Annotated in this window: 8 protein-coding genes; all 8 read left to right on the forward strand. The window is 55.5% G+C overall.

The genetic code is table 11. From position 1 onward, the window contains the following. Positions 1–348 precede the first annotated feature (348 nt). The 8 genes from IPN69_16360 to IPN69_16395 all read left to right on the forward strand — a co-directional run bounded on the left by IPN69_16360 (position 349) and on the right by IPN69_16395 (position 14,614). Positions 349–612, forward strand: a complete 264-nt coding sequence (locus IPN69_16360; GenBank protein ID MBK8812284.1) for a hypothetical protein — start codon at positions 349–351, stop codon at positions 610–612. A 126-nt stretch (positions 613–738) separates the two neighbouring features. After that, complete coding sequence (locus IPN69_16365; protein MBK8812285.1) at positions 739–1,857, forward strand: VCBS repeat-containing protein; 1,119 nt, start codon at positions 739–741, stop codon at positions 1,855–1,857. Positions 1,858–1,926: 69 nt separating this feature from the next. Further along, positions 1,927–7,356, forward strand: a complete 5,430-nt coding sequence (locus tag IPN69_16370; protein MBK8812286.1) for an RHS repeat protein — start codon at positions 1,927–1,929, stop codon at positions 7,354–7,356. A 404-nt stretch (positions 7,357–7,760) separates the two neighbouring features. Continuing rightward, positions 7,761–8,102 (forward strand): hypothetical protein, encoded by a 342-nt coding sequence (locus IPN69_16375; GenBank protein ID MBK8812287.1) that lies wholly within the window; start codon positions 7,761–7,763, stop codon positions 8,100–8,102. 42 nt (positions 8,103–8,144) lie between these two features. Next, positions 8,145–11,039, forward strand: coding sequence for a hypothetical protein (locus tag IPN69_16380; GenBank protein ID MBK8812288.1), 2,895 nt, complete (start codon positions 8,145–8,147; stop codon positions 11,037–11,039). Positions 11,040–11,059: 20 nt separating this feature from the next. After that, positions 11,060–11,344 carry a hypothetical protein gene (locus IPN69_16385; protein MBK8812289.1) on the forward strand — a complete coding sequence of 95 codons (285 nt, stop codon included), beginning with the start codon at positions 11,060–11,062 and terminating at the stop codon, positions 11,342–11,344. A 91-nt stretch (positions 11,345–11,435) separates the two neighbouring features. Next, positions 11,436–13,688: a hypothetical protein gene (locus tag IPN69_16390; GenBank protein ID MBK8812290.1), complete on the forward strand. Its 2,253-nt coding sequence runs from the start codon at positions 11,436–11,438 to the stop codon at positions 13,686–13,688. A 230-nt stretch (positions 13,689–13,918) separates the two neighbouring features. Next, positions 13,919–14,614 carry a hypothetical protein gene (locus IPN69_16395; protein ID MBK8812291.1) on the forward strand — a complete coding sequence of 232 codons (696 nt, stop codon included), beginning with the start codon at positions 13,919–13,921 and terminating at the stop codon, positions 14,612–14,614. Positions 14,615–14,943: the final 329 nt, after the last annotated feature.

The raw sequence follows: 14,943 nt of genomic DNA on the forward strand, positions 1-14,943 counted from the left end.
GCAGCGCTCATTTGTTCGGTTTCACGCGACGGTGAACGGTTTCACAACTAAGAACAAACCCCAATTTCAACGACCGGGCATTTTCCTGACTCACAGCTCACAGCTCGCCGCTCATAGCTCGAATCTGACAATCGGAGCGTGAGCGGAGCCATTCGAATCCGGTACGCGAAAGCTCGCCGGTATGCGTGAGCAAGACGAAGATCGATCGATCGATCATTACGCGCTTCACGAATCGGTCGCAAGTTTGGCACTGACGCTTGTCCGGAAAAAGACCTCTTGACATTCAAACCGAAGGGGCGTAGAAAACTATTAGAAGGCAACGTCGGTTAGATTCACTTGTTCTGAAGTTTGCGGTTTAGAGAGCAGAAGCTCCTTTTTGAGGGAGGCCGAAAGTGCGAAATCTTCCAAATACTGAAACCCTCGCGGACGAGAGTCGTCCGATTCCAGTCGATTCCAGTCGATTCCAGTCGATTCCAGTCGATTCCAGTCGATTCCAGTCGATTCCAGTCGATTCCAGTCGATTCCAGTCGATTCCAGTCGATTCCAGTCGATTCCAGTCGATTCCAGTCGATTCCAGTCGATTCCAGTCGATTCCAGCCGCGCATTCCATAGAGCCAACTGTAATCAATTCGAAATTCATCCGCGCCGCGATAAGATTCGCGGCTTTTTTGTTTTCGCGCGCAATCGTGCGGTCGCGCCGCGTGGCCCAAATGATGCCCTACGCGAAAGGAAGGAAATATGTCACAGAAATCCAAATCCGAAATCACCGATCAATCATTCGACACCAAACGCCCCAATTGGTTATTCCTGTTGATCATCGCCGTCGTCGCCCTCGGCGTCTTCGGCACGGGGATGAGCTTTCTGGAACAATCGGCGAAGGACGAGATGCTCGCGCGGAAGGCTCCGGGGTATCAGCCTTCCCTTTTCGGCCGCGTCAATCCGTTCCTGCCGACCCCCTCGCCGACGCCGGCTCCGCAGCTCTCGAAGGAACTAATTTACGCTGGCCAAAGACTGTTGGCCGTCGAGGATGCCAATGCCAACGCCGCTCCGCCGGCGGATCTCGCCGTCTGGCGGCCTTCGAGCGGCGTCTGGTGGGTCTTGGGAGCAAACCAGCAGTCGACTTCGCAGCAATGGGGATTGTCGAACGATGTGCCGGTTCCCGGCGACTATGACGGCGACGGCAAGACGGATTTCGCGATTTGGCGTTCGGGCGACTGGTGGATCATGCGCAGTTCCGACAGTTCGAGCTATATGATCTCGCTCGGCGCGGCGGGCGACGCTCCGGCGCAGGCCGATTTCGACGGCGACGGCCGGACCGACCCTGCGGTTTATCACGAGGACGGCGCGAACGGCGTCTGGAAGATCCTGCTGAGCACGACGAATCAGGTTTACGAGCAGCAATACGGACTGTCCGACGACACGCCCGCGCCCGCCGATTACGACGGCGACGGCCGCGCCGACCTCGCCGTCCGTCGGGAGACGAACAACACCTTCTACTCGCGCAACAGCAGCAACAGCCAAACCCAGTCGGCGGTAATCGGAACCCTGGGCGACCTGCCCGTCCCGTCCGACTACGACGGCGACGGCCGCGCCGATTACGCCCTCTTCCGGCCCTCCGACACGAAGTGGTACATCCGCGAAAGCTCGACCGGGACCGTCACCCAAACACAATGGGGAATCTCCGGCGACAAGCTTGTCCAGAACGACTACGACGGCGACGGCAAAACCGACCTCGCCGTCTGGCGAGAATCAAACGGCACCTGGTACATCCGCCAGTCGGCGACCAACGGCTCGCTTCGCCAGCAGCAGTTCGGTACCGCCGGAGACATCCCCGTCCCGGCGTTCTACCGCAGGTAGCGCCGGATTACAGTTGTCGTCATCACCCATCGGAAAAACCACCCAAGGACCTGAAATGAGGTAAAGAAAATGAAACGGATAACCGCAGGCTTCGAACTAAGAATACATAAACTCACATTCGCAGTCGCTTTGATCACTCTTCTGTTTGCCGCGACCGCCGACGCTCAGCTTGTGATCGGACCAAATCAGGGAACCAAGCCGTCCGGCAACACGCCGGGTATCGGCGCGGTCAATCCGTACAACGGCAATCTCACGCTCTCGATTCCCCTGTTCAAAGTCGGTGGGCGCGGCGAAGCCGGCTACACGATCAACCATACGTTCGTCCAGAATTGGAGCTTCTATCAGAACATCAACTTCTGGCAGTGCAATATCATACCGCAGTGCGATGTGTCGAGTACCTTTCAGCCGTCCCTCAACTCAGAACCTGGCGAGCCGTCGCTCTCTGGATACGGGGCGCAGGTCACGCGGCCCGGGTACACACCAGGGGTAATGATCGGCAGGCATGCTGCAAGTTATCGGTGGGGAAACGTCAATTACAGCACTGCCTACACGTGGAATACATATCTTCATATGGGTCAGGAGGCGATGATGGCCAAGATTCTTCCCTATTCCGCACAAATCACACCCTATGCAACCCATACCGTCAACTCCATGACCCGATTGTCATTCGTGATGAACGACGGTTCCGAGATCGAACTCCGCGACGTTCAGAGCCAAGGCCAGCCTCAGGTTGAGCGGACCTGCGCACAGGGCGGCTACAATCGCGGCAAGATCTTTGCCTCGGTCGACGGTTCGGGTACCGTTTTCGAATCAGATCAGGACATCCTCGACTGGGATTGCTCGAATGCCGAGCCTTACGGCGTCGGCGCTCCTGCAACCTTCAAGCAGACCTTCAATCCGTCCGGCTATCTGAGGACCGGCGGCGGAATCACGTACCGGATAGACGCCGGAAGCGTCGCCTGGATCCGAGACCGGAACGGCAACAAGATCACCTTTTCCGGAAACACGGTGACCGACTCGCTCGGCCGGCAGGTCAGCTTTTCCGCCAACGGGATCACGTTCGCCGGCTTCGGCGGACAATCAAAATCGATCACCATCCACCGCGATTCGCTCTCCAACGCACTGCGTTCCGGCTATTCGATCAGGACCAAGGCGGAACTGTTCGAACCGCTCGGGATCAACACGATGAGCGGGAACGACAACGATCAGGTCAATCCGGACGTTGTGACATCGATCGAATTGCCCGATGGCCGCGAATACCGTTTCTATTACAACTCGTACGCCGAACTCGCGCGGATCCAAAATCCGGACGGCGGCGCGGTCGAATACGACATGGGGCCCGGTTTCACTTCATCGGCGGGTTGGTTTGGCGCGGATACCGGTGTCCTGGAGAGTTTGACAACGCAGAGGCAGGTATATCGCCGTGTCCTTGAATCAAGGAGTTATCCAAACGGCGGAACAGGAAACGACTACGAAACGCGGACAACGTACAGCCGCGACCCAAGAAACCAACAGACCGGAACGGTGACGGTCGAGTCGCGCGACAATGCGGACAATCTTCTGGCGAAAACGAAGCACTATTACTACGGAAACGTCATTTCGTCGTTCTTCGACTCCTACGTCAATCCGTCGTATTCCGGCCCGTTCAATCAGGGAAAGGAGTACAAGACCGAGGTGTTCTCTTCATCCGGCACGGTTGTGCAGCGGACCGAGCTACTTTGGACGAACAACGTTGCGGTCAGCTGGTGGGCCGCGTTCTGCAACTATCAGTCGCCGTGCCTTGAACAGGAACCGGCGAACAATCCGGTCGTGACGCGGGTGACCACGACGCTGGCCGATTCGAACCAGGTCGCGAAACGCGAGATGGCGTACGACCAGTTCGGCAATCAAACGGACCTCTACGAATACGATTACGGCACGGGATCGCCGGGCGCGTTCCGGCGCCGGACCCACACCGATTACATCGACTCGGCGGCCTATACCGCCGCGACCGGCCCGACTCTCCGGCAACTGCCCTGGCGCAAATGGGTTTCGGGCGACATTGACGGCAATCAGAAGTTCTCGTTGACGACGATCGAATACGATTCATACTCATCGAATCCTCTCGAACCGCGGAGCAATGTGACCGGACACGACACCGCGGCGTTCGGATCGTCTTTCACCACGCGCGGCAACCCGACAAGCGTCACGTCGCTGGCGGACGTTTCGGACGCGGGAAGCGGAGTCACGGTCACGACGAAATACGACGTGCTCGGCAACGCGATCGCCGTAACGGACGCAAACCTAAACACGTCGACGGTCGATTTCACTGACAATTTCGGTTCACCGGACTTTGAGGCGCAGCAGAATTCGGCTCCGACGGAACTCGGCGGTTTGCTAACGTTTGCTTTCCCGCGGTCTGTGACGAATGCGATGGGATGGATCATCGGCTACACGCAATACGATTATTTCACGGGAGCGGTCGTGAACTCCGAAGACATCAACGGGGTGATCACCAAGATCCGGTACGACGATCCGCTGGGAAGACCGACGCAGACCGTTACCGCGGTCGGCACGGACTTCGTGCGGCAGGCAACGACCGTTTACCTGGATGCCGAGCGCAAGCTTGAAACCACCTCGGACCTTTTCGAGCTGGGTGACAACCGGCAACATTCGATTGTTTTCTACGACGGTTTCCGGCGAACGACCGAAACGAGAAAGATCGAGAGCGACGGATATGTTTCGGTCAAAACCGAATACGACGCCCTCGGACGCGTCAAGCGCTTTACCAATCCATACCGGCCGCTGCTGAACGAAACCGAATACTGGACAACTACCTCTTACGACCGATTGAGTCGGATTCTCGAGGTCAGGACGCCGGACAACGCGGTCACGACCACATCATACTTTGGCAATGCGACGACGGTGACGGATCCGGCGGGCGCATCGAGGCGGTCGATAACGGACGCGCTCGGACGATTGACAAGGGTCGACGAGCCGAACGCCGCCGGCAGTCTCGGCGAGATCGCCGCGCCGAACCAGCCGACGTACTATCAATACGATCCGGGCGATAACCTGACGGAGGTTTCACAAACCGGAACGAACGCCGAACAATGCGGGGCGTCGGTGGCCCCCTGTTCGCAAACCCGGTCATTTGTCTACAACGCGCTTTCGCGGCTTGTCTCGGCGACGAATCCTGAATCGGGCACGATTCAGTACGCTTACGATCCGAACGGAAATCTGACATCAAAGACCGACGCGCGGAACATCAGCGCATATTCATATGACCCGATAAACCGGGTGACCGTCCGGAATTACTCGGATTCAACAAATGACGTGAACTTCACCTATGACGATCCGTCCGTTGCGTACTCAAAAGGAAATCTGACGAAGACCGACAACGGCTTCTCGAAGACCGAGGTGACCGAGTTCGACAAGCTCGGCCGCGTGAAAAAAAGCAGGCAGACGACGGACGGGACCGTCTATAATGAGATGGAGTACAAATACAACCTCTCCGGCGCGATGGTTGAAGAGAAATATCCGTCGGGAAGGGTGGTCAGGAATGTGCTCGATAATGACGGAGACCTGTCGATGGTGCAGAGCAAGAAGAACGCCGATTACGGCTTTTGGAACTACGCGAACCATTTCACCTACACCGCCGCCGGCGCGGTCGCATCGATGCAACTCGGCAACGGGACTTGGGAGAAGACCGCCTTCAACTCGCGGCTCCAGCCGACCCAGATCGCGCTCGGGAAGGTTCAGAACACGACCGATCTTCTGAAACTCGATTACACCTACGGCACTGTCGTTAATGGTCAGCTTGATACAACGAAGAACAACGGAAACATCCAGTCGCAGACGATCACGGTTCCGACGGTCGGCACATCGACCGGGTTCATGGCCGTTCAGACCTACAGCTACGACTCGCTGAACCGGATCGAGGACGCGACCGAAGTGGTCACGCCAGCCGGATCGACAACGGCCACGCAGACTTGGAAACAGGATTACACGTTCGACCGTTACGGCAACCGCAATTTCGTCGAAGCGAACACGACGACGATCCCGAGGAACTGCCTCGACAACCAGACGCCGCCGAATCGAGTCATATGCGATGAGGACCGGAAGATTATGAACCCGAGCGTCAACGCGTCGAACAACCGCCTCAGCGCCTCGGACGTCTACCAATTCGACGCCGCCGGCAACACAACGCGCGATTCGCAGAACCGCAAATTCACGTACGATGCCGAGAACAAACAGACAAAGGTCGAAACCGTCGACTCCAACGGAACCGTCACGGGAACGATCGGCGAATATTTTTATGACGGCGACGGACGCAGGGTCAAAAAGATCGCCTATATGAACAATCAGGTCACGGAAACAACCGTCTTCGTCTACGACGCATCTTCAAGCTTGGTGGCAGAATACTCGACCAAATTAAACGATACGCCGCAAGTGGCGTACCTTACCAACGACCACCTCGGCAGCCCGCGCATAAACACCGACGAAAACGGCGCGGTGGCTTCAAGACACGATTACCGTCCGTACGGCGAACAAATCACCGAAAGGACTCACGCTCATTATGTTAACGACGCGATCCGCAAGCAGTTTACAGGTTATGAACGTGACGGCGGAATGGATCTGGATTACGCACAGGCGAGGTCTTACGCTTTCGGACTTGGTCGATTCACCGTCCCGGACAACTTCTTTGCCGATTCCGATCAACGCACCCCGCAGTCGTGGAATTTATACATTTACGTCCGGAACAAACCGTCAATATCGATCGACCCGACCGGTATGATGACCGATTTCATCGACAGGCAAACCGGGCAAAGGACGCACATTGATGACTTCAAAGATCAAGTAATCACCGCAAGCACTAAGGCCATCAAGGGGTTTGTCGACGCATGGAATCGCGGTAATTCGGACCCGGCATACCGAGAAGCATATTACCGCGATCTCGCGCGATTCGAGCGCTCTTGGCATAACCTTCATTTGACCGTTGCCGAATTCGATAGGCTTGCACAAGCAGTTTACGCGGAATCTTCGGGATCGGTTAACGAAGCGTGGGGAATTGTTAACGTTCTTGAAAACAGGGCGGCTGCTGACGGGACCGATCTGATTACGCAGGTCAGCGATGCCCCGGGCTACGGCGTTTATGGCGTACGGGACGCTCGCTACTTTACTGAGTCAGGGCCGGATGCAGAGCAAAAACGTCGGAATGTTCATCGCGGAATTGCCGGGGGAATTCCGGGTGGTGACATCACGAACGGGGCGTATTACTGGCATGGCCGTGATCTCGGTCAGGCGGGATCAGGAGCATACCGCGGCTTCTATTTGGTTGGACTGCGCTTCTCAAGCCAATCACATAATCTATGGAAATTGGCGGACCAAAAATCGGGAAGCAAGAAGTATGACTATAAATACGAAACAACCGGTGTAAGGGGACAAACCACGTTTATTAGATTGACAAGCGCTTGGTTGAGCGCGAACCGGGTGAGTCTATGGAGAGGAAACAAATGATGATACGAAAACGAACGGCATTTGCGGTTCTGTGCATTTCGTTTGCTCTGACCGGATGTCCGCAAGACAGCGAAAATGAAGGAGTCGGGATTAATACCAACAAACGTCCGACGACGAATTCAACGCCGACAACGCCGGAGAGTCGTTCGAATAAGGATGAATTCTTGAGTGTCCGGAAAAAGCGGATCCCGGAATCCGACGCCCCGTGCGAAAGCTGGTTATTGCAAAGAATCAAATCGGAAGAGGGAAGATCCACTGAAATAAGCGAACTGGCGGTTTTCGAAGTCGAAGGAGGAGCATACTCGATCGGCGAACGGTACGATCGGTTGGTTCGATTTACCGGTTCTCGGTCACCTGACGGAAATCCGCCTGCCGACTTCAGGAAGTGGCTTGACGGTATGCAATTGGACACGATAACCGTGTTTGAGTTTCGGGCCGATGGTAGATCCGCGCTTGCATTCCGTTCGCTCGTGTCGGGAGCGACGGGCATCAGCGTTCGGTACTTACAATGGATGGTTCTTTCCGGAAAGCAGCTGGAAGCTTTCGAGAGCTTGTCGAGTAACCCGCAAATGATCTTTTGGGACAAGGAAGAGCAAATCAACTTTTATTCGATCATCGAGAGTGAACCGCAAGCGAATGCCGGAGGCCCTTGGGATATTACACACTCTCGGCTCTCTCCTTCGGGCAAATCCGAAGTCATTCGAGCAGAGAGGAAAGTCGATTGCAAAGCGTCTCGGCAGAGATAATAGTTGCCCCCCTCGGAATACAAGGACGGAGGGCATCCTATTTTGGGGGTCAGCGGAAGGTTCGAGAAGGCTTGGACCTCGACCGATGCCAGCGGGCGACGGTCGCGGTCGATCACGAACGCGCTCGGGCAGCTGATCCGCGTCGATGAGGCGACCGGGATCAGTTCCGATCCAAACGCCGATCTCGGCGCGATCGGCGCTCCGAACCAGCCCACCTTTTACACTTACAACGTTCAGGGAAAATTGGTGAAGGTCCAGCAGGGCAAGCCGGGTGAAACGACCCCGATCCAGTACCGGTATTTCAAATACGATTCTCTGGGCCGCCTGATCCGGGTGATGCAGCCCGAGCAGGAACCGAACGCGAATCTTGCTCTTGCCGATCCGTACAACACATCGGGACAATGGTCGGCGGCGTTCAAATACAACGCGCTCGGGGATCTTGTCCGCGCGACGGACGCCAACGGGGTTTCGATCATAAACGAGTACGACAAGGCAAAGCGCGTCACCAAGCGCTGTTATTCGAAACCGCTGAACTCCACGATCACCGCCACGACCTGCGCCGGTCTCGCGAGCAACGACATCAGCGACAACACGCCCGAAGTCACTTTCCTTTACGACGGACTGCTCGAACCCAATCAGGCTCCGGCGTCGCCGAACTACGCGAAAGGCAAACTGACGCGCGTCTCAAGCTCGGTCTCGGACACGCGCTACACCCAGTTCGACACGCTCGGGCGACTGACCGAGAGCATCCAGCGCACGCCGTTCGGCACCGAATCGGTCGAGAGCGCAACGCCGCGCGTCTCGAAGTACGCCTACAACTTCGCGGGCGCGTTGATCGAGGAAACCTATCCCTCGACACGAGTCGTCCGCTATGAATACGAACCGGACGGCGATCTCAGCCGGATCTGGGGCAAAGCAAATCAGAACGCGCCCGAGAGGACCTACGCCAATTCGTTCTCATACACCGCATCGGGCGGGATCGAGCGGATGAAGCTCGGCAATAACCGATGGGAGACGGCAAAGTTCACCGAGCGGGCGCAGCTGACCGAGATCAGTATCGGCGTCGGTGTGATCGACAACAGCGTCTGGAAGCTCGAATACAAATACGGCGAGCTTGAGTCGGGATCGGTCAACGCGAGCAAGAACACGGGCAATATCGCGCAGATGGTGATGACGGTTGCCGGCATTGCGAATCCGATCGTCCAGAATTACAGATACGATTCGCTTTATCGCCTGACCGAGGCGGAAGAAAAGAACAACACGACCGAAAATGCCGGACAGAACTGGATCCAGCAGTTCCAATACGACCGGTTCGGCAACAGAATCGCGTTCAGCCAGACGCTCAACAAGACATCGGGCGCGGTCCAGACGACCACGACGCCGGTGATCGATCAGGCGACGAACCGGTTTGTCACGACCAATCAGAACTTCCGCTACGACAAAAACGGAAACCTCACCACCGACGGCGACAACCGCGAGGTCATCTTCAACGGCGAGAACAAGCAGCACGAGGTGAAGAATGCCGCAGGCCAGACGATCGGGCGGTATTTTTATGACGGCGAGGGAAAACGTGTCAAGAAAATCACGTGGAACTCCGAAGGCGCGTCGGAAACCACGATCTTCGTCTATTCGGCCGGAAAGCTGGTCGCGGAATATTCGGACACCCAGGTTCCGGTCCCGAACAAGACGACGCGGTATTTGACCGAAGACCATCTCGGCACGCCGCGGGTGATCACGGACAGCGAAGGCAACGTCATCTCCCGACGAGACTTCCTCCCGTTCGGCGAAGAGATCACCCCTGACATCGGCGCCCGGGCCTCGGTCGCGGCCTACCAGCCGACAGCCGACAACGTCAAACAGAAATTCACCGGCTATCAAAAAGACGACGAAACCGGGCTGGATTTCGCCGAAGCCCGAATGTACGAAAACCGCCACGGCAGATTCACGGCGGTCGATCCGCTCCTTGCGTCAGGAAAATCAGCGAATCCGCAGACTTTCAATCGGTATATCTATTGCGGGAATTCTCCCGTGGTTTGCACGGACCCGAGCGGACTGATTTGGGTCTATGACAAAACCGCACCGAGCGGCACGAATCGCCCGGCCTGGATCAGCGCCGAGGAATTCGCAAGGGGTGGCTACGCCGAATGGACCGAATTGGATTACGCAGCGCCCGAAGGTCGTGTCGTGCTAGATTCCCGCGGACCGATGAACCTTGGAAATGGGGACTACTATGCAGGATGGACGCTCAACGGAGTCAGCCAGGGGACCGGAGTCTATGGGAGATCCCCAAGCGAGTCCGAGTACTACTTCGGTCCGCGTTCGGGTTGGGACGGGGCCGCGCGGTGGGAGGCGTGTTGCGATCCCAAAACCATCGCCCTGCGCGATCGCGGCGCTCGTGAAGCGGCGGCGGGAGCGATCGGGGGACAAGTAGGATTCGCATACGACGCCGGCGCATTTGCCGTCAACACCGGCGCTTGGGCCTCAAATCGAGCCTTCGGTACGGACTTTCGAGGGGTTGACTATTACAAACTCGAAGAGCGTGACAAGCCGATTTACGGTCTCCTTTCGGCATATAGCGTTGTACGAGGAGGCTCCGGAATTTATCAGTGGGGACGAGGGTTCCTAACGAGTACGCGCGCGGTTGAAAGCGGTTTCCGCCTCGAAGGTCAACTTGCCCAGATTTTCTCGGAGAGGAAACTCTTTATGAACTGGATCAAGGGAAACCAGAGTCTTTCAAGAATCGAAAGACCTTTGAATAGGGTCGAAGCACAACAAATAATCTATGCCGCGAGAAAGCTAAAGATTCCGATTGATGACAACGGGGCCGGTTTACGCGGATTGGAGAAAACGGGACAATGGGCTGAAATCTCCCACTTTAAGGTTGGGAACGTGCACATTCCAATTGAGCCAGGCATTTGGGCAAGGCTCAAGTTTTGAGTTAGGAGAATCGAACCATAATGAAGAATTACAGAGTCGTGGCGACTTACTCGGATGGCCGCGCGACTTTTGAGTCAAACGGAACCATTGAATATATTTGCGATACTGTCGGTGGACCTTACTTATCCTGGCAGATGTTTGATCAGACCGGCACGTTACTTGGGGGTCGGATTCGCTCGTATTTTCTTGGCACGGGCGTGTCGAATACCGAAGTCGCAATTCAAGCCGTGATTCGCGATATCGAACGCTACCGGATCGGCCGACGTCGTTGCTTTTCAAATATTCGACTGCAGAATTTCTCTTAAGAACGCCAACGGGGTTTCGATCATCAACGAGTACGACAAGGCAAAGCGCGTCACGAAGCGCTGCTACTCGAAACCGAATCTCGACATCACTGTGACAACCTGTGCGGGACTCGGCGAGGATGTCAGCGACAACACGCCGACTGTCGAGAACTTCTACGACGGATTCCTCGCCGCAAGCCAGCCGCCGACGGCCTCGCCCAACTTCGCGAAAGGCAAACTGACGCGCGTCTCAAGCTCGGTCTCGGACACGCGCTACACCCAGTTCGACTCGCTCGGCCGCCTGACCGAAAGCATCCAGCGCACGCCGTTCGGCACCGAAGCGGTCGAGAGCGCAACGCCGCGCGTCTCGAAGTACGCCTACAACTTCGCCGGCGCATTGATCGAGGAAACCTATCCATCAACCCGCGTTGTCCGCTATGAATACGAATCGGACGGCGATCTCAGCCGGATCTGGGGAAAGAAGGATGCGAACGCGCCGGAGAGGACCTATGCCAACTCGTTCTCATACACGCCCGACGGCAAGATCGAACGCCTCAAACTCGGAAACAACCGCTGGGAATGGGCGAAGTTCAACGAGCGGAATCAGGTTACGGAACTCAACCTCGGAGCGGGCGTCACGGACGCGAGTCTCTGGAAGCTCACCTATCATTACGGAGAACTGAATGCTGACGGCCGTACGGTCGATGCTGCGAAGAATACCGGCAACATCGCGATGCAGACCGTCTCGTTTGCGGGACTGACCGAGCCGTTCGTTCAGACCTATCGATACGATTCGCTTTACCGCGTAACCGAAGCCCGCGAGACGAACGGTCCGGCCACGAATGCGTCGCAGAACTGGAAAGAGACGTTTTCATATGACCGATTCGGGAACAGAACGACCTTTACCAAGTTCACCGGGACGACCCAGCTTGCGCTCGACAACAAGACCTTTCCGTCGATTGATCCGAATACAAACCGGTTCAATCCGAATCAGGGCTACGGCTACGACAAAAATGGCAATTTGATTTCGGACGCCGAAGGCCGATCGTTTGTCTTCAACGGCGAGAACAAGCAGGCGCAGATCATCAAGGACGGAAAGCTCGTCGGCGAATATGACTACAACGGCGAGGGCCAGCGGGTCAGAAAGCGCACATACGACGCGAACGGATTCCTTCGGGACACGACCGTCTTCATCTATTCAGCCGGGAAGCTGGTAGCGGAATACACGACCGCGGCGCCTCCGACGAATCCGACGACGCGTTACACCGCGACGGATATGTTGGGTTCCCCGCGGGTCATCACCGACAGCCAGGGCAACGTCATCTCGCGCCGTGATTTCAAGCCGTTCGGCGAAGAGATCACAAACAACACCGGCGAGCGCGCGCCCGCAGCAAAATACGGCACCGCCGACAACCTCCGCCAGAAATTCACCACCTACCAGCGCGACGAAGAAACAGGCCTCGACTTCGCCGAAGCGCGGATGTACGAAAACCGCCACGGCAGATTCACGGCGGTCGATCCGCTCCTTGCAAGCGGGAAGAGCGCGAATCCTCAGACGTTTAATCGGTTTGTTTATGTTTTGAACAATCCGCTCCGATTTAACGATCCCCACGGTATGATTCCTGTTGAGACTGTGATTGACGTGGTTTCGTTAGCCGCAAGTGCTTGGGATTTCCTTCGAGACCCGTCCTTCAAGACCGCGGCATTTCTAATATGGGATATTGCTGCAACAGTGATCCCATACGCGCCAGGATCGTATGTAGTTAAAGGAATCAATTATGGTAAGAAGGGCCTTGACGCACTTCGGCGCGGCGCCGCGCCGATAACACGTGAGGCGGCGGAGTGGGCGGTGAAGGTGGGCCGAGAAGGATATCGTGGCCTACGATCGCAAGGAATTGTCGGACGCCTTGCGAATAATCTTGAAAAATACGTTAACAATGATTACATAAAGAAGGGATATGCATTGCTTTCTCAGGGCGACGAATCAACAAGGCGATTGTTGGGGATGCAAAAGACGGCAAAAGCGGCCGACTTCGTTGGAGTGACCAAATCCGGAACATTTATTGTTGGAGAAGCAAAGGGCTACCAGGAAATCGCCACGGGCGTCGAACAACTTACAAATACAATGAGAGCTCTATATTCCAAGGTATCGCAACAAGGCAGCCAGTTTAGAGCTGGGGCAGAAATTGTCATTGAAGGCACCGCCGAGACATTTCTCGAAAAGAATCTCCTTGATTTCAGTCTCAGCGGATCACAACTGATGAAGCAAGTGGATGGAAAATTGGTGCCCGTAACGATTGAGGTGCTGAGTAATAACGGCAGGCGCGTTGCGAACATTCCCGTTCAGGTGAGATTCGTTCAATGAGTTACAGTTTAAGAACAAACATTTGGCTTGGTTCGCGGGACATCGATTTTGGACTGTTGTTCACAAGGATGGCGGAGTGTATTGATATTTTGATAAGTGACGCTAGCGCCGGATACTACGTCGTTAGGGAATTGGGCGGTCAGAGCCCCGTTCAGGGTGAACTAAAACCCGACACGGAGTTTATCAAGAACCTCGTAACTTCGTATTGTTCGGCACAAAGTCTAATTGAAATGAGATTTCTAACGAATCTTGCACAACCGCTTGCACTTTCGCTTTACGGAATTGGTGATGACTGGCGTGATTCCCGATCTCGACCTGGAAATTTCGAAATTGCCTTCGATAACGTAAATGATTTCCGCACAGATTACGAGCCGTCAGGCACGTTTGATATTTCCAAGAGGTCGAACTTTGAACTACACGTTGAAGTAATTTCGAAAATTGCGAAAAGGCTTGATCCTGACCATATGTTCACGACGACCGGCGATACCGATGTCGGACCTTTGGTCGCGCATCAGGTTTACCACCGCAGGATCAAAGATTTCGCTTCTGACTTGGTCGTTTCAGCACATCTTCACAACACTGGAGAATTCGACTACAGCCAACAAGCGGATCATCGCCATCGCGATCATCCTTGGCGTGAGTCGTGGGAGAACTACGGATACCTGCGACGGGAAAAAGGTCGAAAATATCTTGAAAAATTCATCCACCGAGTGGATGAGATTTCAGAAACAATACTGAAGTCGCCGAGCATGGTGGACATTGGTGAGAGTGCCATACTTTCAACCGTCTTGGACCAAAAGGATGTTTATGTTGAGCTAGTCGGAAACGGTGTGCTGCTCTCGGTTTCGAATTCACCGACGAAGTATCTCGATGCTACTTATTTTGCCTTGTACGATCGAATCCTCGGTAACAATTCAAGCGGCTAATGAGTCGTTGCCGCGAAGAACAGACATCGCAGTGAAGAAGACCGCAAAGTCGTATGACGAAGTAACTTGCCCAGCCGTTCGTCCAGACGTATCGATACGATTCGCTTTACCGGATCAACGAAGCGCGCGAGACACAGGGCGCGCAGCAGACCTGGAAGCAGACGTGGGAATACGACCGGTTCGGCAACCGGACCGAGTTCGCGAACTTTGCCGGAACAACGCAACTCGTCAATGACAACAAATCGTTCCCGCAGATCGATCCGGCGTCGAACCGGTTCAACCCGAATCAGGGCTACCTTTACGACAAAAACGGCAATCTGATCGCGAAT

This window comes from Acidobacteriota bacterium (genome assembly GCA_016715115.1).
Taxonomy (GTDB): domain Bacteria; phylum Acidobacteriota; class Blastocatellia; order Pyrinomonadales; family Pyrinomonadaceae; genus JAFDVJ01.